The 23,158-nt window shown below is 65.7% G+C and carries 21 protein-coding genes; 3 read left to right on the top strand and 18 right to left on the bottom strand.

Annotated features, from left to right (window positions below; all coding sequences use genetic code 11):
• Nucleotides 1-27 precede the first annotated feature (27 nt).
• The 18 genes from AC1RWL_RS02455 to AC1RWL_RS02370 form a co-directional block, all read right to left on the bottom strand.
• Nucleotides 28-1,242: an SfnB family sulfur acquisition oxidoreductase gene (locus AC1RWL_RS02455; protein WP_493093417.1), complete on the bottom strand. Its 1,215-nt coding sequence runs from the start codon at nt 1,240-1,242 to the stop codon at nt 28-30.
• Between the two features lie 31 nt (nt 1,243-1,273).
• Entirely contained in the window at nt 1,274-2,251 is a 978-nt protein-coding gene (locus AC1RWL_RS02450; RefSeq protein ID WP_493093418.1) for an ABC transporter permease, read from the bottom strand.
• A gap of 1 nt (nt 2,252) precedes the next feature.
• Nucleotides 2,253-3,299 carry an ABC transporter permease gene (locus AC1RWL_RS02445; RefSeq protein WP_493093419.1) on the bottom strand — a complete coding sequence of 349 codons (1,047 nt, stop codon included), beginning with the start codon at nt 3,297-3,299 and terminating at the stop codon, nt 2,253-2,255.
• On the bottom strand, nt 3,289-4,824 hold the full coding sequence (locus tag AC1RWL_RS02440) for a sugar ABC transporter ATP-binding protein (protein ID WP_493093420.1): 1,536 nt from the start codon (nt 4,822-4,824) through the stop codon (nt 3,289-3,291). Before AC1RWL_RS02440 ends, AC1RWL_RS02445 begins: the two co-directional genes overlap by 11 nt.
• Nucleotides 4,825-4,893: 69 nt before the next feature.
• A complete protein-coding gene (locus tag AC1RWL_RS02435) occupies nt 4,894-5,898 on the bottom strand; it encodes a sugar ABC transporter substrate-binding protein (protein ID WP_439617805.1) in 1,005 nt (334 codons plus the stop codon).
• 147 nt (nt 5,899-6,045) lie between these two features.
• A complete protein-coding gene (gene cysE / locus AC1RWL_RS02430; protein ID WP_439623251.1) occupies nt 6,046-6,894 on the bottom strand; it encodes a serine O-acetyltransferase in 849 nt (282 codons plus the stop codon).
• Nucleotides 6,895-6,948: 54 nt separating this feature from the next.
• On the bottom strand, nt 6,949-7,989 hold the full coding sequence (locus tag AC1RWL_RS02425; protein ID WP_319315103.1) for an isopenicillin N synthase family dioxygenase: 1,041 nt from the start codon (nt 7,987-7,989) through the stop codon (nt 6,949-6,951).
• Entirely contained in the window at nt 7,986-9,380 is a 1,395-nt protein-coding gene (locus AC1RWL_RS02420; RefSeq protein WP_493093421.1) for an LLM class flavin-dependent oxidoreductase, read from the bottom strand. The genes AC1RWL_RS02425 and AC1RWL_RS02420 overlap by 4 nt, the downstream gene beginning before the upstream one ends.
• Before the next feature lie 8 nt (nt 9,381-9,388).
• Complete coding sequence (locus tag AC1RWL_RS02415; RefSeq protein ID WP_493093422.1) at nt 9,389-10,654, bottom strand: SfnB family sulfur acquisition oxidoreductase; 1,266 nt, start codon at nt 10,652-10,654, stop codon at nt 9,389-9,391.
• A gap of 75 nt (nt 10,655-10,729) precedes the next feature.
• Nucleotides 10,730-11,542 carry a MetQ/NlpA family ABC transporter substrate-binding protein gene (locus tag AC1RWL_RS02410; RefSeq protein WP_493093423.1) on the bottom strand — a complete coding sequence of 271 codons (813 nt, stop codon included), beginning with the start codon at nt 11,540-11,542 and terminating at the stop codon, nt 10,730-10,732.
• 19 nt (nt 11,543-11,561) lie between these two features.
• A complete protein-coding gene (locus tag AC1RWL_RS02405) occupies nt 11,562-12,221 on the bottom strand; it encodes a methionine ABC transporter permease (RefSeq protein ID WP_439623259.1) in 660 nt (219 codons plus the stop codon).
• Nucleotides 12,211-13,317: a methionine ABC transporter ATP-binding protein gene (locus AC1RWL_RS02400; RefSeq protein ID WP_493158204.1), complete on the bottom strand. Its 1,107-nt coding sequence runs from the start codon at nt 13,315-13,317 to the stop codon at nt 12,211-12,213. The genes AC1RWL_RS02405 and AC1RWL_RS02400 overlap by 11 nt, the downstream gene beginning before the upstream one ends.
• The gene (locus AC1RWL_RS02395) at nt 13,290-14,522 is read right to left on the bottom strand and encodes an acyl-CoA dehydrogenase family protein (RefSeq protein WP_493093425.1); all 1,233 of its coding nucleotides are present in this window, start codon (nt 14,520-14,522) and stop codon (nt 13,290-13,292) included. Before AC1RWL_RS02395 ends, AC1RWL_RS02400 begins: the two co-directional genes overlap by 28 nt.
• Nucleotides 14,523-14,748: 226 nt before the next feature.
• Nucleotides 14,749-16,110 carry an O-acetylhomoserine aminocarboxypropyltransferase/cysteine synthase family protein gene (locus AC1RWL_RS02390; protein ID WP_493093426.1) on the bottom strand — a complete coding sequence of 454 codons (1,362 nt, stop codon included), beginning with the start codon at nt 16,108-16,110 and terminating at the stop codon, nt 14,749-14,751.
• Between the two features lie 54 nt (nt 16,111-16,164).
• Nucleotides 16,165-16,464, bottom strand: a complete 300-nt coding sequence (locus AC1RWL_RS02385; RefSeq protein WP_439623267.1) for a hypothetical protein — start codon at nt 16,462-16,464, stop codon at nt 16,165-16,167.
• The gene (locus AC1RWL_RS02380) at nt 16,454-17,242 is read right to left on the bottom strand and encodes an ABC transporter ATP-binding protein (RefSeq protein WP_493093427.1); all 789 of its coding nucleotides are present in this window, start codon (nt 17,240-17,242) and stop codon (nt 16,454-16,456) included. Before AC1RWL_RS02380 ends, AC1RWL_RS02385 begins: the two co-directional genes overlap by 11 nt.
• Nucleotides 17,242-18,243 (bottom strand): ABC transporter permease, encoded by a 1,002-nt coding sequence (locus AC1RWL_RS02375; protein ID WP_493093428.1) that lies wholly within the window; start codon nt 18,241-18,243, stop codon nt 17,242-17,244. Before AC1RWL_RS02375 ends, AC1RWL_RS02380 begins: the two co-directional genes overlap by 1 nt.
• 4 nt (nt 18,244-18,247) lie before the next feature.
• A complete protein-coding gene (locus AC1RWL_RS02370) occupies nt 18,248-19,282 on the bottom strand; it encodes an ABC transporter substrate-binding protein (protein ID WP_439623273.1) in 1,035 nt (344 codons plus the stop codon).
• Nucleotides 19,283-19,821: 539 nt separating this feature from the next.
• Here AC1RWL_RS02370 and AC1RWL_RS02365 point away from each other — a divergent pair.
• From AC1RWL_RS02365 to AC1RWL_RS02355, 3 genes are read left to right on the top strand one after another with little or no spacing between them, the layout of a single operon-like run.
• Nucleotides 19,822-20,784, top strand: a complete 963-nt coding sequence (locus AC1RWL_RS02365) for an amino acid ABC transporter substrate-binding protein (protein ID WP_439623759.1) — start codon at nt 19,822-19,824, stop codon at nt 20,782-20,784.
• Nucleotides 20,784-21,983 (top strand): amino acid ABC transporter permease, encoded by a 1,200-nt coding sequence (locus tag AC1RWL_RS02360; protein WP_493093429.1) that lies wholly within the window; start codon nt 20,784-20,786, stop codon nt 21,981-21,983. The genes AC1RWL_RS02365 and AC1RWL_RS02360 overlap by 1 nt, the downstream gene beginning before the upstream one ends.
• Nucleotides 21,980-23,032: an amino acid ABC transporter permease gene (locus AC1RWL_RS02355; RefSeq protein WP_493093430.1), complete on the top strand. Its 1,053-nt coding sequence runs from the start codon at nt 21,980-21,982 to the stop codon at nt 23,030-23,032. Before AC1RWL_RS02360 ends, AC1RWL_RS02355 begins: the two co-directional genes overlap by 4 nt.
• Nucleotides 23,033-23,158: the final 126 nt, after the last annotated feature.

The following is a 23,158-nucleotide window of genomic DNA, read 5'->3' as shown; positions in this document are numbered from 1 at the left end:
ACCACCCCCCACCACGAGGGTTGGATTTCAGAGCGCGCCGTTGCGCGGCGGCGTGACGCCGTTCAGGTGATAGTTGCCGACGACGTGGTATTTCCAGCGCACCGGATCGTGCAGCGTATGCGTGCGCGCATTGCGCCAGTGGCGTTCGAGATTGAGGCCGCGTTTCGTGGCGGCGGTTCCGGCAAGCTCGAACAGCACGTTCGTCGCGTCGATGGCGAGTTCCGTGGTCAGCACCTTGGCCGCGGCCACAGCAAGGGTCGCCGCCACGGAATTTTCCTGGCTGAGGCTGACCTGCGCCTGGTCGACCCTGCGCCCCGCCCTCTCCAGCGTCGCCTCAGCGGCCTCGATGCGGATGGCGAGTTCGCCGATGCGCGAGATCGTCAAAGGATCGTCGGCAGCGCGCTCGACGCCGCTATCCGTCCAGGGCCGCGCCTTGTCGCGCACGAAGCCGATGGTTTCCTTCAGCGCCGCCCGGGCGATGCCGAGATCGACGGCGGCATGGATGATCTGCCCGACCGAGCCGATCGTGCCGGGGCGCTCGAAACCCTTCTGGTGCTGGACCACGGCATCGGCCGGCACATAGACGTCGCGCAGGATCGTCGTGCCGCTGCCAGTCGTGCGCTGGCCGAAACCGTCCCAATCGTCGACGATCTCGATGCCCTCCGTCTCGCGCGGCGCAAAGGACATGGTCAGCCGCTCCTCGCCATCGAGCGCGAAGATCACCACCCAATGGGCGAAGAGCACGCCCGTCGAATAGAATTTCCGCCCGTTGATGCGGAAGCCCGCGCCATCAGGCGCAATCCGCGTGTTGTAGTTGCCGACGGTCTTGGTGCCGACCTCGGAGAGCGCATTGCCGAAGCGGTCGCCGGCGAGCGCCCGGCCGAAATAGAACCGCTTCTGCGCCTCGCTGCCGTCGTGACGGAGCGCTTCGAGAATGTAGAAATGGTTCTGCGGGATCTGGCCGATCGAGCTGTCGGCCTCGGAAAGAATGGCCGTGACCTCGGCGAGCACCACGTTCGACACGTCGATGCCGCCATAATCCGAAGGCACCGTGATGGCGAGCAGGCCGGAGGCGGAGAGCCGGTCGAGTTCTTCGTAGGGAAGCGCGCGCTCGTAATCGCGCCGGCTCGCACCGGCCGCGAACTCGTCTGCAAGCGTGCGCGCGACGGCGAGCGCTTCCTCTTCGCTGGCGATGCGGTGGGCGGTCTGCTGCGGTCGGGCGAGCTGGGTAACGCTGCTCATGATCGTTCCTTTCGAGAGAGACGGCCCGGCCTTACGCCCGGGCGGCGGCCTTGCGGTTGGCGAAGCCGATGGCAAGGACCGAGAAGATGAGGAGCCCGGTGCCGACCTGCTGCCAGTAGAAGTTCAGGCCGGAGAGAAGCAGGCCGTTGGCGACGATGCCGAGCAGCAGCACGCCGAGCACCGTGCCTGGAACATTCGGCCGGCCATGCGGATCGAACGTCGTGCCGATGAAGGTGGCGCCGATGGCGTTGAGCAGGAAGGCGTTGCCGGAGGACGGGATGTAGACGGTCACCGTCGAGGTGAGGATCAGCCCGACAATCGCTGATATGGCCGACACCAGCACATAGGTGGCGGCGGTGACACGCGACAGCCGGATGCCGGAATAGCGCACGACGCTCGCCTGGATGCCGGTGGCGAGCACCACCCGGCCGAAGCGGGTGCGCGACAGGACGAGCCAGGCGCCGGCAATCACGAGAGCGGCGACCAGCAGCGGCACGGGAAGGCCCGCAACCGAGCCGTGGCCGAGGAAACGGAAGGCCTCCGGCACGCCGGCGGGCGGCAGGTAGACCGGATTGCCACCGTTCGTCAGCAATTGCTGCACGCTGCGGCCGACGAAAAGTGTGCCGAGCGTGGCGAGGAAGGGCGAAATGCCGATGCCGGCGATCAGCACGGCATTGAACAGGCCGACGAGAGCTCCGCCGGCAAGCCCGCCGAGGGCTGCCAGCGGGATCGGTTGCCCGGCAAGAACGAGGGAGACGAAGGCGAAGCTGGCGAAATCGATGGCCGTGCCGACCGACAGGTCGATGCCGCCGGCCGAGACGGCAAAGGTCATGGCGACCGCGACGATGGCCAGCAGCGCAAAATTGTTCACCAGCACGCTGATGAGATTGGCGCCGGAGAGGAAGCCCGGGGCAAGGGTTGCGAAAGTGGCGAAGACCGCGGCAAGGGCCGCGACCAGCGCATAACGCCCGATGCCGCGCGTGAAGGCCGAGAGGGATGCCGTCGCCATGTCAGATCATCTCCCGGCGCAGCAGCGTGGTGGCGGACACCACGAGCAGGATCAGCAGGCCCTGCACGCCGCTCACCAGCGTGCTGGAAATGTTGAGAAGCTGGAAACCGTTGATGAGGAAGCCGACGAAGAGCGCGGACAGCAAGGTGCCGGTGATCGTCGGCACCAGCCGGCGGGAAAACACCACGCCGAGCAGCGCCGTCACGACGACCGGCAGCAGCATCTCGCCCGCCCCCGTCGTGCTGCCGCTCAAATAGGACACCGACAGGATGCCGGCAAAACCGCCGCAAAGGCCGCTTGCCAGGAACGAGCCGGCGACGAAGGAGCGGACCGGCAGGCCGGCGGCACGCGCCGCATCGGGATATTCGCCGACCGCGTAAAGCCTGAGGCCGAGCGGCGTATATTGCACGATAGCCGCAACGACCAGCGTGAAACCGAGCAGGACATAGGCGAGGACGGGAACGCCGAACGGGCCGCTTGCGGAAAGCGTCGAGAGGAATTCGCCGGAGGCCGGCACGACGGTGTTCTGGGTAAGCACGAGTTCGAGGCCGGCCACGACATTCATCACGGCAAGCGTCGCCAGCAGCGGCACGATGCCGGCAAGCGTCACCGCCGCGGCATTCACCGCGCCGATGGCAAGCCCCGTGCCGAGCGCGCCGAGGATCGCCACCGCATCGCCCTGCCCCGCCTGCGCCAGCGTCGCATAGACGGCAGCACTCAGGCCCATATTGGCGGCAAGCGACAGGTCGATGCCGCCCGTGACGACATTCGAGCCGCCGGCGATGACCACGATGGTGAGGCCGATCGCCAGCACCCCGGCAATGGCGGACTGGCCGAGCACGTTGCCGATATTGCCGACCGTCAGGAAGAACGGTGCTGATATGGAGAAGAACACCAGAACGCCGGCGAAGACGGCCAGCGAACCGCCGCGAAGCGCAAGCGTCGCCAGGCGCCGCCCCAGCGCCGGGCCAGGCTTGTCCGGCTCCGGTGACGTCTTCTCTTCGAGCCCGAAGACGGAGGGCGGGATATAGGGGGCGTCAACCAGCATGGCGCAGCGTCTCGTGGGCGCCCGTCACGTCGGTCAGGACCTGATCGGGGCTCGTTTCGGAGGAGATGAATTCCCGCGTCACCCGGCCGCGGAAGAAGACGAGGACTCGGTCGGTAATGCCGAGCAGTTCCTCGATATCGGAGGAGAGCACGAGGATGCCCGCGCCGCGCTCGGCCAGCTCGCCGATCAGCCGGTAGATCTCGACCTTGGCAGCGATGTCGACGCCGACGGTGGGCTCATCCAGCAGGTAGATTTCCGACTGGCGGCTCAGCCATTTGGCAATCGCCACCTTCTGCTGGTTGCCGCCAGAGAGCGTGCGCACCAGCGCATCGATGCCGTCGGTCTTGATCTCCAGCCGCTTGACGAGGTCCTCGGTCTGGCGCCGCTCGGCGCCACGGTCGATGAGGCCCCTGGAAAACCGGCCGAGGCTGGCGAGCGTGGTGTTTTCCGTCACCGCAAGATCGAGCGCCACGCCGTCGCGGCGGCGGTCTTCCGGCACGAGGGCGAGGCGTTTTGCCGTGGCCTTCGCCGGATCGGTGGCAAAGACGGCCTCGCCGTTGACCGAGACGGTGCCGCCGGTCGGCTGGTCGAGGCCGAAGAGCGTGCGCACGACCTCCTTGGCACCCGAGCCGACGAGGCCGGTGAGCCCCAGCACCTCGCCGCGGCGCAGCGTGAAGGATACCTCGTCGTAACGATCAGTCAGCGTAAGGTTTTCCACCTGCAACAGTGTCTCGCCGGGTGTGACCTGTGGCTTTGGATAGAGTTCGCCGATGGCGCGGTTGACCATCAACGCGCCGATCTTCGATGCCGAGGTTTCGGCTACCGGCAGGGTCGCGACGTCGCGGCCGTTGCGCAGCACCGTCACGGTGTCGCAGAGATCGACGATCTCGCCGAGATAGTGCGAGATATAGAGGATTGTGATGCCCTCGTCGCTGAGGCGCCGGATGAGCCGGAAGAGAAGATCTGCCTCGCGCCGCACGAGCGCTGCCGTCGGCTCGTCGAAGACCAGCACCTTGGGATTGGCGATCAGCGCCCGCGTGATCTGCACGATCTGCTTTTCGGCCGCAGAGAGATCCGCGATGAGGGCCGAGGCGGGCAGTTGCAGGCCGAAATAACGATCCAGCATCTCCGCCGCCTTCCGGCGCATCGCCGCGCGGTCGAGGAAGGGCGTGCCGGCAATGCGCGGCTCGCGGCCGAGGAAGAGGGTCTCGCCAACCGTGAAAGTCGGCACCAGCAGGCGGTCCTGGTGGATGAAGTGGATGCCGAGCGCTTCGGCAAGATGCGGCGTCAGCCGGTCATAGGCCTTGCCGTCGATCTCGATCGTACCCTCGTCCGCCCGGTGCAGGCCGGCAAGCAGCTTGATCAGCGTCGATTTGCCGGCGCCGTTCTGGCCGACGAGGCCATGCACCGTGCCGCGCCGCACCGTGAGCGACGCGCCGGAAAGGGCTGCCGCACCGCCGAACCGCTTGACGACCCCTTCGAAACGAAGGATCGCGTCGCCGCCGTTCTCTACCGCATCCACCATCGTCACATTCCCTGCATCGAGAAACCGGAGGGACCGCGACCCATGGGTCGCGGTTCGCCGTCAAAAGGATCAGCCGATGCCGAGCTTCTTCGACACTTCGCCGACGGTCTGCTTGTTGGCGAGGAGTGCGGGCACATAGGTCTCGCGCGGCAGCGTCTCGCCAGCGAGGTAGCGGGCGACGTTCTGGATCGCCACGCGGCCGAGTTCGGCCGGCTGCTGGGCCACATCGGCGGCGGCGGGCGAATTCGGGTCGGCCACGAGCTGGAGCACTTCCGGGCTGCCATCGACGCCGTAGGTCTTGATCTCCGTGCGGCCGGCGGCCGTGAGGGCCTGCGTGGCGCCAAGCTGCGGGATGTCCCAGGCCGACCAGATGGCCTTGATCGAGCCCTTTTCCGGATATTTGGCGAGGATCGCCGTGATCTGGGTGAAGGCGTCCTGCACCGTGTTCGGGATCACGTCGCGCAGCTCCGGCTGGATGATCTGCACCTTCGGGAAATATTTGACGACATTGACGAGCTGGTCGTAGCGGATCGCGCAGGGCGTCACGCCGTAGAAGCCGTTGAAGACGACGATATTGCCTTCGCCGCCGATATCCGAGACGAGCTGGAGGGCGAGATCCTTGCCGATGCCCCAATTGTCCGAGGTCGCGTTGTTGATCGAGTTCACCGAGCCGACGTCAATGGTCAGGACCGGGATATCCGCCTCGCGGGCCTTCTTCAACCACGGGTCGATGACGCTCAGCGTGCCGAGCAGCTGGACGATGGCGTCCGGCTTCTGGGCGATCAGCGTCTGGAGCTGGGAGACGAGCTTGCCGTCGTTGCGGCCGGCATCCACCGCGATCGGCTCGCCGCCGAGACGCTTCACTTCCTCGATCTGGGCATTGTAGGCCTGGAGATCGAAGAAATGGTCGGTGCCGGTCGCGCTGATGCCGATGCGCTTGCCCTTGAGGGAAAGCTCGCCTGCGGCCGAAGCCGAGCGGGCGGACAGGAGCCCTGCACCGGCGACGACGCCTGCGACGGCGGTGAGTTTCAGGAGATTGCGGCGGTTCACGCCGGCGGTGCGTTCGTCAGTCATGGTGGTCCCCATCCATGCGTTTGATGATATAATCTATAAATTAGATGCATTATCGGCGCAGAACAGGCAGAATTTTCCAAATCGCGGGGACCTGTGAAAATAATCCGCTTGCGAAGGGCACGCCGCCGTCCGGCATAAGCCGCGCGTTCAGATGATGTATTCCGGCTCGCTCAGTGTCTGGTCCATCGTGATGCCCGGCAGCGCGGTATGCGGCTTGCCGACCGGGCGGGCGGGAACGCCGACCACCGACGTATAGGGTGCCACCGGTGCGACGACGACGCTGCCGGCGCCGATCTTGGCGCCGATGCCGATCTCGATATTGCCAAGCACCTTCGCACCGGCACCGATCAACACGCCGCGTCGCACCTTCGGATGACGGTCGCCCGTGTCCTTGCCCGTGCCGCCGAGCGTGACGTTCTGGAGGATCGAGACCTCGTCCTCCACGACGGCCGTCTCGCCGATGACCAGCCCGCTGCCATGATCGAGCATGATGCCGCGCCCCATGACGGCGGCCGGATGGATGTCGATGGAGAAGGTTTCCGAAATCCGGCTCTGGATGTGCCGGGCGAGATGGCCGCGGCCGGTCGTCCAGAGCCAGTGGGCGACACGGTAGCCTTGCAGGGCGGAAAAACCCTTGAAGTAGAGGAAGGGCGTCAGCACCTCCGTGTTGCTCGGATCACGATCCTTCACCGCCTGGAGATCGGCGGCGGCGGCACCCAGCAGGCCCGGCTTGTCCGTATAGGCGCCGTAGATCAGCGCCAGCAGTTCGTCGCGGTCGACATCGTGGTCGGCAAGCTTGATGGCCAGGCGGTGCGATAGCGCATGGCCGAAGCTTGAATGCATCAGCACGGCCGAATTCATCGCGCGGGCCAGCGCCTGGTCGCGATGGACGGCGGCGGCCGCCTCCTGCCGAAGCGTCTCCCAAAGGGCCGCCACCTCGCGGCGGGACGCGTCCTCCACCGGGAGGATGACGATGTTGCTTTCCTGTCCGGACATGGTCCCGCCTCACGCAAAAGAGAAACGCCCACCCTTGCCGGGCGGGCGAAGGGTTCAGGCCTTCACCGGCTTCTCCAGGAGATGGAGCAGGTCGGGATGGTGTTTTGCCGCGACGTCGGGATGGGAGCGCAGGCGGCTCTTCAGGTGATTGATGCCGACCTCGCGGAAGATCGGGTTGAGCGGATCGACCGTCACGCCGCGCTCGCCGCGCTTCAGTTCCTCCGGCAGCGGAATGACCGGGATCGTCGCGTCGTAGCGGGCGCCGAGGAAGAAGGCGACCGAGAAGCGCTCCGTGCCGGAGGGGGGTGTCACGACACCATGCACGTCCGCTCGCACAAATCCGTTGGTCGCCAGTTCCAGAAGCTCGCCGCTGTTGATGACGAAGGTGCCGGGCACCGGCGGGGCCTCGATCCACTCGCCCTCCTCCGTGCGGATGCGCAGGCCCGGCGTCGTGTCCTGCAGCAGCACCGTGACGAAACCGCCGTCCTTGTGCGCGCCGACGCCCTGGTCGCTGCCGGCGGCATCGCGGCCGGGATAGCGGATGATCTTCAGGAGCTGGGACGGCGACGGTTCGTAGATATCGGCGAAGGCGTTTTCCGGCTGGCCGAGCGACAGCGCGATCGCCTTCAGGACGTCGATGCCGATGCGGGTGACTTCCGCCTGGTAGCGCAAGAGGAGCGGCTTCAGTTCCGGCAGGGCCTCCGGCCACTGGTTCGGGCCGTAGAGCCGGTTCCAAGGCGTGTCCGGGCCGGCCTCGACCGGTTCGCCTTCCGTGTTGATGTCGAGCTGCTCGCGCCAGTCCTGTTCGCCCCGGGTGCGCTCGTAGCCGGCGCGGTTGTAGCCACGGAAATGCGAGGTGTTCACCATTTCGATCGCCAGCTTGTCCGCTTCCGGCAGCGCGAAGAAGCGCTTGGAGACGGCGAGCACCTCGTCGATCAGGCTCTGCGGCACGCCGTGGCCGGTCAGGTAGAAAAAGCCGTGATCGTGCAGGACGCGGGTCAGTTCCTTGACGAAACCATCGCGCTCGGCGGGGCTGCCGTAGAAGCGCGAGAAGTCGATCGTCGGCAAATGGGTGGGCTTGGTGTGAATGGTCATGATCTTGCTCCTCGGATGAATGGTGTGGGCGCAGCGCCGGCGCCGTTGCGAAAACCCGCGGCGGGATGGCGGTCCGGCAGCCGGTCGCCCGCGCCGAACAGGCGGTTGCGCAGGCTTCCCGCGCCATAGCCGGTCTTGTAGCGGCCCCGCTCCTGCAACACGGGCACCACGAGGTCGACGAAATCCTCGTAGCTCTCCGGCGTCACGGTGCGGGCAAGGTTGAAGCCGTCGATCTCGCCCTCGTCGATCCACGCCTCCAGCGCGTCCGCAACCTGCTCGGGATCACCGACGATCAGAGGATAACGCCCGCCGAGCGCCATGCCCGACAGGATGCTGCGCTTCGTCCAGCCGCGCTCGCGCGCAAGATCGACAGAAGTCTGCACGAAATTGCCCTTGCCGTAGGTGATCAGCTCGTCGAGCTCGTACTGCGAAAAATCGATGCCCGTGCCGGCGGAGAAATGGGCAAGGCCGGCCTCCGGGCTCGCATAACGCACATAGTCCTCGTATTTCTCCTGCGCCGCCTTTTCCGTCCGGTCGACGACGACGGTGACACCCGCGAAGATGCGCACGTCTTCCGCCCGCCGGCCCGCCTCGACCGCCCCCTCACGGATCGCGCGGGATGCGGCGCGGGCCACGCCCGTGTCCGGTGAGGAGATGAAGACGCATTCGGCGTGGCGCGAAGCAAAAGTCCGGCCGCGGCCGGAGGTGCCCGCCTGGTAGATGACCGGCGTGCGCTGCCGCGACGGCTCGCTCAGGTGGTAGCCTTCTGCCCGGTAATAGGTGCCCTCATGCCGGATTTTTCGCACGCGCGACGGATCGGCGTAGAGGCGCGCCTTGCGGTCGCGGACCACCGCATCGTCGTCCCAGCTGCCTTCCCAGAGCGCATAGAGCAGGTCGAGGCATTCGTCCGCCCGGTCGTAGCGCGTATCGTGCTCGCCGAGCGCCTTTTCGCCGACGGCGCGGGCAGCACTGTCGAGATAGCCGGTCACGATGTTCCAGCCGATGCGGCCGTCCGTCAGGTGATCGAGCGTCGAAATGCGCCGGGCGAAGATATAGGGCTCCTCGGCATGCACGTTGACGGTGACGCCGAAGCCGAGCCCCTTGGTCACCGCGGCCATGGCCGAGACCAGCATCAGCGGATCGTTGACGGGAAGCTGGATGGATTCGCGCAAGGTCAGGTCGACGGACTGCTGGTAGACGTCATAGACCCCGACGATATCCGCCAGAAACAGGCCGTCGAACAGGCCCCGCTCCAGCGTTGCCGCCAGCGATGTCCAGTAGTCCAGCCGCGTATAACGATGCGACTGGTCGCGCGGATGGGTCCACAGGCCATGGTTGATATGGCCGACGCAGTTCATGTTGAACGCGTTGAGCAGGATTTCCTTTGGCATAGCCCCGATCAGATCCAGGAATGCAGCGGCGGCTGCACGCCGTTGAGATAATATTGGCCGACCGCGTGGAACTTCCAGCGCACCGGATCGTGCAGCGTGTGCGTGCGCGCGTCGCGCCAGAAGCGGTCGAGATTGTGGGTGCCGAGCGTCGAGCGTGTGCCGGCGAGCTCGAAGAGCTTGTTGGCGGCGGCAAGCGCCACTTCCGTCGTCAGCACCTTGGCCTCGGCAACGGCGATCTTCGCCTTGCCGATCGTCTCATCGTTGACATTGGCAATCGTCTCGTCGAGCTGCCGGCCAGCGCGCTCCAGCAGCGCCTCGGCGGCGTGCAGGCGGATCTTCAGGTCGCCGATCGCGGCAATCGTATAGGGATCGTCCGCCGCCCGGTCCGCACCGCTGTCGATCCACGGCCTTGCATGGTTGCGCACGAGATCGATCGTCGCGTCGATCGCGCCGCGCGCAATGCCGGCATCGATCGCCGCGTGGATGAGCTGGCTCTGCGGGCCGACGGCGCTCTGGTTCTCGTAGACGATATGGGCCGGCAGCACGCGGCTTGCCGGGATTGCCACTTCATCGAGGATGACCGTGCCGCTTGCCGTGGTGCGCTGGCCGAAGGCCGACCAGTCGTTGACAACCTCCAGCCCTGCGGCATCCCGGTCGGCGACGGCGACGACGACATGGCCGTCCTCGTCCAGTGCAACGATCGGCACGAGATGGGCAAACAATGCACCCGTCGAATAGAATTTCCGGCCGGAGACGACGAAATGCTCGCCCTTGCGCACGAGCTTCGTCTCGAAGGTTTCGACATTCTTGCCGCCGAATTCGGAGAAGGCATTGCCGAGACGCTTGCCGGCGAGCACCGCGCCGAAGAGTTCGCGCTTCTGCTCTTCGCTTGCCGTCTGGCGGATGACGTCGATGATCTCGAAACTGTTCTGCGCGATCTGCGTCAGCGACGGGTCGCCAGCCGCGAGCGTTGCAAAGACCTTTGCCAGTGTCACCTGCGAGACGCCAGCACCACGATAGGCCTTGGGAATGGTGATGCCCCACAGCCCGCTTTGCGAAAACAGGTCCACCTCGCGGAACGGCAGAAGGCGCTCGCGGTCGCGCTCCTTCGCCTCGGCGGCAAAGAGCGGCCTCAGCTGCTCGGCGACGGCGATCGCCTCCGCATCGTCACGGATGACGTGCGCGGCGGCGGCCGGTGGGCTGGGCAGCCAGCCCGGTTCGCCCGGTGCCGGATCGGTGGGGAGGATTTTCGCAGTCGCGTGGGTCAGGGTCATGGTGCAGCCGTCGTCAGGTCGAAAAGAGTGGGCCGGGCTGCGACAGCGCGCAGCCCGGCGGCGAAGGACTGGAGTTCAGAAGGCGGCGACCACTTGCCCCTTGTAGCGCTCCTCGATGAACTTCCGGGTCTCCTCGCTGTTCAGCACCTTGGCGAGCTTGGCGACGCGCGCGTCGTCCTTGGTCTCCGGACGCGTCACGAGATATTCGCTCCAGACGTTGTAGCCGTCTTGGCCGCGGTCGATGAGCAGCGCCTTGGTGATGTCGAGCTTGGCCTCGAAGACGTAGTTGCCGTTGAGCGCGGCCAGATCGACCTCGCCGAGCGCGCGCGGCAGGAGGGCGGATTCGAGTTCCACGATCTTCAGGTTCTTCGGGTTCTCGGTAATGTCCTTGATGGTCGGCAGCGTGTCGTCCGGCGAGGTCAGTTCCGGCTTGCCGGAGACCTTGATGAGGCCGAGCTTCTGGAGCAGCAACAGCCCGCGACCGCCATTGACCGGATCGTTCGGGATGGCGACGGTGGCACCGTCCTCAAGCTTGTCGACTGCGTCGATCTTCGTCGAATAGGCGACGAAGGGCTCGATATGGACCGGCACGATCGGCACGAGTTCCGTGCCGCGCTGCTTGTTGTAATCGTTCAGGAACGGCCGGTACTGATAGTAGTTCGCGTCGAGTTCGCCGGAGACGAGCTGGGCGTTCGGCTGGATGTAATCGGTAAAGACGCGGATATCGAGATCGAGGCCGTCCTTGGCGAGGATCGGCTTGACGAATTCGAGGATCTCGGCGTGCGGGATGGCGGTGGCGCCGACGACGAGGGTTTCATCCGCCTTGGCGGCGCCAAAGGCGGCGAGCGCCACGGCGGCAGCAAGGGCAAGCGATTTCAGGATGCGCATATGGTCCTCCTAATGCGGGTTATTTGCGGGAAAAGCGGGTGACGAGACGGTTGCCGCTCGCCTGGATGAGCTGGACGAAGACGATGAGGATCGCGACGCAGACCAGCATGATTTCCGTCTGGAAACGGTGGTAGCCGTAGCGGATCGCCAGATCCCCGAGCCCGCCGCCGCCGATGGCGCCGGACATGGCCGTATAGTCGACGAGCACGATCGCGGTGACGGTGACGGCGGCCAGGAGGCTCGGCAGGGCTTCCGGCAGCACGGCGCGAAAAATCGTCTGCGAGGTCGAGGCGCCCATGGCAAGGCTCGCCTCGATGATGCCGCGATCCACCTCGCGCAGTGCCGTCTCGACGAGACGCGCGAAGAAGGGCGACGTGCCGACGACAAGCGGGAAGATCACGCCGCGGATGCCGAGCGAGGTGCCGGTGACCAGCACCGTGACCGGCATCAGCACGATGAGCAGGATGATGAAGGGCACCGAGCGGATGATGTTCAGCACGAAGGACAGGCTGCCATAGGCGACCGGCGCCTGGAAAAGCTGCTGGCGGCCGGTGAGAAACAGCAGGATGCCGAGCGGCAGACCGACGAGAACGGTGAGCAGCAGCGCGCCGCCGACCATGGCCAGCGTCTGGCCGAGTGCCGCGCCGATATCGCCCCAATAGAGGTTTTCAAACGACATGGAGCGGCCTTTCCTGAAGGCGGGGCGGCACGACGGGAAGCTCCTCGGCAAGTGCACCGCCCTGCAATTCCACATCGACGCCGCTGGCGCGCAGGCCGGCAATGGCGCCCGCCACGTCTCGGCCGCTCAGCGACACGACGAACTGCGCATAGGGCGTTTCGCGGATATGCCCGATGCGGCCGCCAAGGATGCTGTAATCGACGAGATTCTCACGCGCGATGCGGCCGAGGATCGGCTTGTGTGCTGTGGGGCCTGTGAAGGTGAGCCGAACGGTGCGACCGCCGAGATCGGACACGGCGATCGCGTCCAGCGATCCGCCGTCCGGTTCAGCTTCGCGCACCAGCCGCAGCGTTGCCGGGTGGCGCGGATGGAGGAAGACGTCGGTCACCGGCCCCTCCTCCACGACACGGCCGCGATCGAGCACGGCGACGCGGTCGCAGGTGCGGCGGATGACGTCCATCTCATGGGTGATGAGCACGATGGTGACGCCGAGCTCGCGGTTGATCTGGCGCAGCAGGTCGAGCACGGAGCCCGTCGTCTGCGGGTCGAGCGCGCTCGTCGCCTCGTCGCAGAGCAGCACCTGCGGCTCGCAGGCGAGCGCCCTTGCAATGCCGACGCGCTGCTTCTGGCCGCCGGAAAGCTGGCGGGGATATTTGTGCGCATGCTCGGTGAGCCCGACGCGGGCGAGCAGTGCCGCCACCCGCTCGGCGATCTCGATCTTGCCGTATTGCCCCGTGAGTTCCAGCGGATAGGCGACATTGCTGGCGACGGTGCGGGCGCTCAACAGGTTGAAATGCTGGAAGACCATGCCGATCGAGCGGCGAAGCTCGCGCAGGCGCTCGCCCTTGGCATCCGTCACCCGTGCGCCGCCGACGAAGACCTCGCCGCTTGTCGGGCGCTCCAGAAGATTAATGAGGCGCACCAATGTGGACTTGCCGGCCCCGGAGGAGCCGATGATGCCGAAAATCTCGCCCTTGGCGACCGTGAGGTCGATGCCGTCGAGTGCGGCAACCGATCCATCCTTGCCGGCAAAGCTTTTGGTGATGCCCTCTAGTCTGATCATCGCCGTCAGCCCGCGCTCGCGCCGATGCGCCACTGATAGGGCGGCGGCGTGCCGTTGACGGCGAAATCGCCGATGATGCGGTGCTTGTAGATGCGCGGATTGTGCGAGGCGAGCGTGCGGGCATTGCGCCAATGCCGATCGAGGCCCGCCGGCTTCTTCGTCGCGGACGCGCCGAGCGCGTCGAAAAGCAGGGTCGATGCGTCGAGGATCAGATCGGAGACGACCGTCTGCGCCTGCGCGGCCTCCAGTTCGGCGATGGCATTCGCCTTTTCCTCGGCTTCCGCATCGTCGATGAAATGGGCGTCGTAAGCGCGCTGGACGCCGGCCGCCGCCTGCAGGGTGATGGCGCTTGCGGCATAGGCGGCTGCGCGAATGCGGCCGACGACTTGGAGCACCTGCGGGTCCTGGCTGGAGCGCGCGGCGGCGGCGTGGGTGTAGGTGCGGCGGCGCTCCGCTACGGCTTTCGCAACATCGCCCGTGATGGCGCGGCCGATGCCGGCGAGCGTGGCGAGATGCACGAGCTGGTAGAAGGCCGCGCTGTATTTGAAGCGCTCGTCATCGACGACGATGTCTTCCGGCTGAACAGCGACGTCGCGGAAGGTGGTCGTGCCGCTCGCCGTCAGCGTCTGGCCAAAACCGTCCCAGTCGTCAATGACATCGACACCCTCGGCCTCGCGCCGCACCGCGACGGAGATTCCTTCTCCCTCCGCATTCGACGCGCCGACATCGATCCAATCGGCAAAGAACGAGCCGGTCGTGTAATATTTCGCGCCATTGAGGACGAGCCTGCCGTCCTTTTCGGCGACATTGGTGGCGAAGCGTTCAAGGGCGGCACCCGTGCCGATTTCGCTCCAGGCATTGCCGGTAATCTCGCCGCGCGCAATGCGGCCGACCCAGAGGGCACGCCGCTCGACATCCTTGGTGTTCAAAATATCCTCGGTGAAGCCGAAATGGCCGCGCAGCGCCTGCGTGATGTTCGAATCCGCCTCGGAAAGCTCGACGAGCAGGTTGAAGAACTGCGGCAGGCTGGCACCCTTGCCGCCATCGGCGACCGGAAGACGCACGGCGCCAAAGCCCGCTTCCTTCAGGCGGCGGATCGCCTCGTGCGGCAGGTCGCGCTCCAGGTCGCGCTCCGTGGCGCGCGCGGCGATCTCCGCGAAAATCGGCCGGAACGGCGCGGCAAGCGCCTCGTAGTCTTCACCGGGGCCAGCGCCCCAGGCATTGTCGATCTGCGTCATTGTCTACTCATCGCTGCCGTGAGCAGGAAAAAGGCCCGTCACGCTTGGAATTGACGGCGAGAGTAGCGTTTGCCGGGCTCAAATACAGAAATTCTATCTTTTTTATGTATTATAAAGCGGAATGGCATTTCTTTTTGCTGCGGCCCCGCGATCGCCGCCGCCGACACGCAAACCCCGGCGCGAGGAGGGAGCGCCGGGGTCTTACGCCGAAGCGGTCGTGCTAGCATCAAGCCAGCGCGATGGCCCGCTCCAGATCGGCGATCAGGTCGTCCGGGTGTTCGAGGCCGATGGAAAGGCGCACGTAGCCGGGCGTGACGCCGGTCGCCAGCTGGTCTTCGAGCGAAAGCTGCGAATGGGTGGTTGTCGACGGGTGGATCGCCAGCGAACGGGCGTCACCGATATTCGCGAGATGGTAGAAGAGCTGGAGGCTGTCGATGAAGCGGCGGCCCGCCTCGCGCCCGCCCTTCAGCTCGAAGCCGACCAGCGCGCCGAAATAGCCGGGCTTGAAGTATTTTTCCGCCCGCGCCTGCGCGGTCCCGTCCTGGAATTTCGGGAAGATCACCCGCTCCACCTTCGCGTGGCCCTTGAGGTATTCCGCGACCTTCACGGCGTTCTCATTGTGCTGGCGCAGGCGCAGCGGCAGGGTTTCGAGGCCCTGGATGAACTGGAAGGCGTTCTGCGGGCTGATCGCGGCGCCAAGATCGCGCAACAGGACGGCGCGGGCGCGCAGGATATAGGGATGGAAGGCGATCGTCGCGGCCTTCTCGATCCAGGTCTTGCCCTGGTAGCTCGGATCGGCCTCGTTGAGGTTCGGCTGGCGCTCGGCATGCTCGGCCCAGGGGAAGGTGCCGCTGTCGACGATCGCGCCGCCGATCGAGGTGCCGTGGCCACCGATATATTTCGTCGTCGAATAGACGACGACCGCGGCACCATGCTCCAGCGGACGGATGATCAGGGGTGCGGCCGTGTTGTCGACGATGAGCGGAATCCCGTGCCGGCGGCCTATGGCGGCGACCTCGGCGATCGGGAACACCTCAAGCTTCGGGTTCGGCAGGGATTCAGCGTAATAGGCGCGCGTGCGCTCGTCCGTCGCCGTCTCGAAGGCTTCCGGATTCGACGCGTCGACGAAGCGTGTTTCGATGCCGAAGCTTTTCAGCGTCGCGGCGAACAGCGCCCAGGTGCCGCCATAGAGGCCGGCGGCGCTGACGATGTTGTCGCCCGCCCGCGCCACGTTGAGGATCGCATAGGCCGAGGCTGCCTGGCCGGAGGAGAGCGCCAGCGCTGCCGCGCCGCCTTCCAGCTCGGCGAGGCGCTGCTCGAAGGCGTCCTGCGTCGGGTTGGAGACGCGGGTGTAGAGGTGGCCTGCGGCTTCGAGCGCGAAGAGCTTGTCGGCGCCATCCGTGCCGGGGAGCTGGAAGGACGAGGTCTGGTAGATCGGCACGGCGACCGCGCCGCTGGTCGGATCGAAGCGGAAGCTGCCGCCATGCAGCGCGATGGTCTCCGGATGCCGGCTCTTGAAGGTGGCGGTTCCGGCCGGCACCTGAACGACATCCTGCTCGGCGACCTCGGGTGACTGGTGGATCGTCATGAAGCTTCTCCTTGGATGAGGCGCCCGCAGGCGCGCGCGGGGGATGAGGCGCCCTCAGGCGCGCGAGGGACGGGCCGACAGAAGGACGCCGGCGACGAGAATGGCCGCGGCGGCCCAGAAGGCTTCCGGCGCGTACCACCGGATGCCGTAGAGATGATCGTTGGTGCAGAGCGCCTGGGCGAGCGAGCAGAGGTCGGTCGCACCCGCGATGCAGGTCACGGCCTGGCCGACGGTGAGATAGTCGTTCTCGACGACCTTGCTGAAGATCAGCCACCACCAGCCGAGCGCCAGCAGCGCGAAGACGCCGCCGGCAATGGCAATGATGAAGTCGGTCGCGCGGCTGCTAGACGTCATGGGATATTCCCAGCTTTTCGAGCAGCGAACGGCGCAGCGCGATGAGATGGGCATCATCGCGCCGGCGCGGATGGGGCTGGTCGACCCGCACTTCCGCGACGATGGAGGCCGGCCGGTCGGAGAGCACGATGACCCGGTCGGCAAGCAGCAGCGCTTCCTCGACATCATGCGTCACGAGCAGCGCCGTGAAGCCGGCGCTCTTCCAGAGGTCGAGCAGCTCGTTCTGCATGCGCAGCCGGGTCAGCGAGTCGAGCTTGCCGAAGGGCTCGTCGAGCAGCAGCAGCTTCGGATCGTTGACGAGCGCGCGGGCGAGCGCCGCCCGCTGCGCCATGCCGCCGGAAAGCTGATGCGGGTAGAAATCGGAAAAGCCTTCCAGCTTCACCAGCTTCAAAACCTCGTCGATGCGGTATTCGCGCTCGCGGATGAGACCGCGGGCTTCAAGCCCGATCGCGATATTGCCGCGCACGGTGCGCCAGGGAAACAGCGTCGGGTCCTGGAAGACGAGGATGCGGTCGGGATCGGGTGCCGCGATCGGCCGGCCATCCTCGCGCACGCTGCCGGTGGTGGGCGTCTCCAGCCCGGCGGCAAGCCGCAGCAGCGTGGACTTGCCGCAGCCCGACGGGCCGAGCAGGGCGACGAATTCGCCGGGCGCGATGGTGAGGCTCACATTGTCGAGGACCTGAAGATCCTTGCCGTCGACGTCGTAGCGATGGGAGACGGCCTCGACATCGAGCGCGATGCTGGTGGAGGCGGCGGGCTCCGCAAGGGCGAGAGACATCAGAGGATCCCCTTCTGCCAGTTGAGAAGGCGGTCGCGGGCCACGAAGAGCAGGCGCACGAGGCCGGCGCAGATCAGGGCCATGACGATGAGGGCGGCATAGACATTGGCATAGGCCGAATAGGCCGTGTTGAACTGGAGATACCAGCCGAGGCCGAACTTGGCGCCGAGCATTTCGGCGACGACCAACACCGCGAAGGAATAGTAGAGCCCCATGAAGAGGCCGACGAAGACGTTCGGCAGGGAGGCCGGGATGGCGACCTTGAAGATGAGGAAGCGGTTGTCCGCCCCGAGCGTGCGGGCGACATCGTAGTACGACCGGTTCACCTGGCCGACGCCCGCCGCCGTGAGGATCGCGACCGGAATGCCGGAGGCGAGCGCCACCAGGAAGATCGAGGCGTGGAAGGTCGAGGGGAAGATGAAGAAGGTGCAGGGTATCCAGGCGCTCGCCGGCACCGGGCCGATGAGTTTTAGCAGCGGCATGCCCCAATAAGCGAACCGCTTCGACCAGCCGAGCGCCACGCCGCCGGCAAAGCCGACGAGGATGCCCGAGAAGAAGCCGAGACCCCAGAGACGTCCGGTATAGGCGATGCAGATCAGCAGCCGGTCCCAATCCGTCACGTAGACATGCAGCAGGCCCTGCGGCGGCGAAAAGAAGGGTTTCGGCAGCCAGCCGAGCTTGGCCGTCAGCACTTCCCAGATCGCAAGCCAGAGCCCGAGCACGATGAACCAGGGGCCGTAATGCACGAGCGTGCGCCCAACGCTGCCGAGCCGGTGCACCGAGACCGACAGCGCCAGGAATATCCCGGCGCCGACGAGCGTGACGGCCGCGAACAATTCCGTCGCGCCCCATTTGATGACATCGGGCAGCCCATAGGTCAGCGCCGAGGCGAGCAGCCAGGTGCCTGCCGCAAAGAGCCCGTTGCGCCAGATGCCCCCGGGCGGCAGGGCGAAGGATCGCCGCCCTGCCCCGCCGAATGTTTCCTCGACCGCCGCACTCATCGGGTCACGCGAAGATGTCGATGGTGATGCGGTTGGCGATCTCGTCCGGATCGGTGCCGGCGTCGATGACCCCCGTCAGCTTGAGGTCCTCGTAGCCGATCTTGACTTCCTTCAGCAGTTCCTTGCCGAACCAGTGGTCGTGGTAGGTGAAGGAGGCGAGAACTTCCGTGAGGTCCTCTAGCGGCAGGCCGGGCCGCAACGTGTCGAAATACCACTTGGCCACCTCGTCCGGATGCGTGGACGTGTACTGATGGATTTCGAGGTTCGCCGCCGCCACGCGCTTGATGGCGTCCTTGTTGGCTTCGTAATAGTCGCCGTTGACGCCGAGCACGCAGCAGACGCGATCCTTGAACGTGCCGGTCTGCGTGTCCGCGACGCGGCGGAAGCCGTGCTGCTTCTCGTAGGAATAGGCCCAGGGGTCCATGTGGGCGACGGCATCCGCCTCGCCCTTCAGCACACCCTCGGCGACGAGATCGAAGGGGAAGACCTTCCAGGTCACGTCGGTTTCCGGATTGAGGCCCGCCTTGGCGAGCGCCACCGAGAAGGCGACGCGCGAGGGCGACATGACGTCGAAGGTGCCGATCGTCTTGCCCTTGAGGTCCGTCAGCGTCTTGATGTCGGATTCCGGCTTGACGAGGATGCTCTGGCAGCCACCATGCGAACCGGCAAAGAGCCGCACGTCAAAACCCTGTTCGATCGGCTTTAGCCAATCATAGAGCAGGCCCGGGCCAGCTTCGGCCTTGCGGGTGGCGAGCGCCTGGATCAACGTCTGGCCGCTGGCGCCCTGGTAGAACAGTTCCACATCGAGGCCGTGTTTGGCATAAATGCCCTTGGCAAGGCCGAAACCGACGGGAGAATGACAGGCGGCGACTTCGGTCCATTCGAGCTTGATCGGAACGAGGTTGCCGGCAATGGCGTAGCGCGTGGAGCGCGCGCCGATCACACCGGCGGTCGCGGCAACGGCGGTGACACCCGCCGCCTTGATCAGGCCGCGGCGCGAAAGGCCTTTGGAGAAGATGGTTTCGGATTGCTGGCTCATCGGAGATCCCCTCGGAAATTGATGGAGCCAGATTAACAGTATTACATATAGTTTATAGATTTTATGGATTATATCTTGCCGTCCGGGAGGAATTTCCTTCCGCGCACGGCGGCTCCCTTGGATTGGCGTCCTCCGAAGGCTTCATCGGGCGTGTCGGAGATTGCATAGCTCACTCAGATCCCGCGTGCCCAAGGCCGGTGATAACGTCGACTGCGGCACGATCTCCACGCGCACCACCGGCCGGCCCGGCGCGGGCAATTTGATACACCCGCGATATTCGCGAAAATGGATTGAAACAGCTCTTCTAACCGCGCCGCACGGGAAGCAATTTCCCTCCTGCCCCCATAAATTGGGACGCGCATTTCTTAATTACACTAATTTTATAGATAATATAAACATACCTTCCGCCAATCGGCCCTCTGCCCATCCGCCGGAAGCTCGGTTCTTTTTGAAAATGGGGACATTTCAATATGATAGTACAGAAAACCTTCCGAAGGGCGATCCAGTCGGCGGCGGCCGCCGCCTTCCTGGCGACCACGATGCTCGCCGGTCTCGCCCATGCCGGCCCGACGCTCGACAAGATCAACCAGCGCGGCGCCATCAAGGTCGGCGTCGGCACGACGCCCGGCTTCTTCGCGCCGGACAGCAACGGCAAGTGGCAGGGCTTCTTCATCGATTTCGGCCGCGCCTTGTCGATCGCCGTCTTCGGCACGCCGGACAAGGTGGAGTTCACCTCCTCCTCGCCGCAACAGCGTCTTCCCGCCCTCCAGAGCGGCGAGTTCGACATCCTGCTTTCCGGCGTGACGGTCACCACCACCCGCGCCTTCAAGCTCGGCTTCCACTTCGGCCCGACGATCTTCTATGACGGCCAGGGCATCCTGGTGCGCAAGGACCTCGGCGTGACGAAGGCGGCCGATCTCGACGGCGCCACCATCGGCGCCCAGAGCGGCACGACGGGCGAGCTCAACGTCGCCGATTTCTTCCGCAAGACCGGCAAGACCTTCACGCCGGTCACCATCGAGGACACCGGGCAGTTCATTGATGCGCTGGAATCCGGCCGCGTCGATGCGATCACGCAGGACTCGTCCGATCTGGTCGGCAAGCGCACCCAGCTTAAGAACCCCGACGACTACGTGCTGCTGCCCGAGCGCCTGTCCAAGGAGCCGCTCGCACCGGCGATTGCCGGCGGTGACGACCGCTGGCTGGAACTGGTCAACTGGACGGTGAACGCCACCATCCAGGCCGAGGAATGGGGCATCACCTCGGCGAATGTCGACGAATTCCTGGAATCGGACGATCCGGCCATCCAGCGCTTCCTCGGCGTCGATCCGTCCTTCGGCACGGAGCTCGGCCTCGATCCGAAATGGGCCTACAACATCATCAAGACGGTCGGCAATTACGGCGAGATCTACGATCGCAACCTGAAGCCGCTCGGCTGGGAACGCGGCTATAACAGCCTGTGGACCAATGGTGGCCTGCTGTATTCGCCGCCCTTCCGCTGATGTCTGACAGACGCGTGTTCCACGCCATCGTGCCGGGCCCTCCAAGGCCCGGCATCCTGGGCAAATTCCGCGTCTGGTGGGGCGGCTGGCCACTCGGCCAGCTCGCCTTTCTCGTGGCACTCGCCACGCTTGGCGCGCTGTTCGTCGCAAATGTGGTCGAGACCATGGCGCGCGTCGGCATCCTGCCCGGCTTCGGCTTCCTCACCAGTTCGGCCAATTTCGAGATTGGCGAAAGCGCCATCGCGTTTCGGGCCGGTGACACCTATCTTTGGGCGATCCTCGCCGGGCTTCTCAACACGCTGAAAGTCTCGCTGCTCGGCTGCCTGCTCGCCACGATCTGCGGCGTCGCCATCGGCATTGCCGGGCTTTCGCGCAACCTGCTTTTGTCCGGGCTCGTGCGCTGGTTCATCGAGATCACGCGCAACACGCCCTTGCTGCTCCAGCTCTTCTTCTGGATGTCGCTTGCCAAGGCCCTGCCGGCGCCGCGCCAGGCCTCTGCCCTTTTCGGCAGCGTCTTCCTCACCAGCCGCGGCGTCTACCTGCCCTCGCTGTCGCTGGAGGGTGGCCCTTTCGGTCTCCTCGTGACGCTGGCGCTTGCGGCGGCTCTCGCTCTCGCCCTCATCCTGCTGCTTCGCCTTTCCGGCCGCCTGACGCGCCGGTCGGGCGCGCTCGCGACCGCCGTCGTCTTCGTGGCGAGCCTTTCCTTCCTCGTCCTCTCCGGTGCGCGGCCCGTTGCCGAGGCACCGGCGCTCTCCGGTTTCAACATCCGCGGCGGCCTCAACCTCTCGCCGGAATTTGCCGCCCTGCTGACCGGCCTCGTCGTGAAATTCTCGGCCCTCATCGCGGAGATCGTGCGGGCGGGCATCCAGTCGGTCGGCGGCGGCCAGTGGGAGGCGGCGCGCGCGCTCGGCTTGCATGACGGCCAGATCATCCGGCTCGTCGTGCTGCCGCAGGCGCTGCGCGTCATCACCCCGCTGACGACATCGAGCTATCTCGACCTCACCAAGGATTCGAGCCTTGCCGTCGCCATCGGCTTTCCCGACCTCGTCAGCATCATCAACACGACGGCCAACACGACCGGCCAGTCGATGGAGGCGCTGATCATCCTCATCGGCACCTTCCTCGTGATAAACCTCAGCCTGTCCGCCCTGATGAACGCCTACAACAACCGTGTCGCGCTACGGGGGACCGTGCGATGACCGCCCCGGCCCGCATCCTGACAGGGCTCAGAACCGGCCTGTTCGGCACCCGCGCCAACACGTTCATCACGCTTGCGACGCTGCTGGTCCTGTCCCAGGTCGTGCCGCCGCTCTTCCGCTGGGCCGTGCTCGACGCGACCTTCGCCGGCAATGCGGATGCCTGCACGCGCGACGGCGCCTGCTGGGCCTTCGTTACGGCGAAACTGCGCTTCATCCTCTTCGCTTTCTACCCGCCCGACCTGCAATGGCGGCCGACGCTCGTCATCCTGCTTCTCGCGGCGATCCTGTCTTTGAGCGCGCTGCCGCGCTTCTGGGGCCGCCCGCTGCTTTTTGCCTGGCCGCTAACCATCCTCGCCTGCTGGCTGCTGATGCAGGGTGCCTTCACCGACACGCCGATCCCCTCCAACCAGTGGGGCGGCCTGCCGGTCACGCTCTTCGTCTGGGCCGTGTGTTTTGCCGCGGCAACGCCCATCGCCGTGCTGCTGGCACTCGCCCGCCGTTCGAAGCTCGGCGGCCTGCGCACCTTTTCCGTGCTCTATATCGAGCTGATGCGCGGCACGCCGATGGTCGGCATCCTCTATGTCGCCATGCTGATCCTGCCCATGGCCCTGCCGGACGGGCTTTCGATCGACAAGATGCTGCGCGCCATCGTCATGGTGACGCTGTTTTGGGCCGCCTATATCGCCGAGGTCATCCGCGCCGGCCTCCAGGCCATTCCGAACGGGCAGACGGAGGCGGCGACTGCGCTCGGCCTCTCCTACTGGCGCACCCAGCAGCTGATCGTCCTGCCCCAGGCGCTGCGCATCGTCATTCCGGCCATGGTCAATCTTGCCATCGGCTTCCTGCTGGCGACGTCGCTGCTGGCGGTCATCGGCATCTTCGACCTTCTCAACGCCGCGCGCGCCTCCGCCGCCGATCCCAAATGGCTCGGCTTCTACAACGAGGCCTATCTCGTCGTCGCGGCCGTCTATTTCGTCATCTGCTTTGCAGCCTCCCGCTACAGCCAATGGCTCGAACGAAGACTGCAGTCCGGCCGCCGAGAGGCATGACGGGGCGATGGGGAGCGCGATGAATAATCCTTGCAAGCGCGCCACAAGAGAATAGATTTCCTTACCGAAACTATAGAATTTATTATTTTACGCGGAGCTCCACTTGCCCTCCGGCAGGCGGGGGCT

It is taken from the genome of Shinella sp. GW821-FHT10F02 (assembly GCF_058809275.1).
This window is presented reverse-complemented; position numbering and strand designations above follow the sequence as displayed.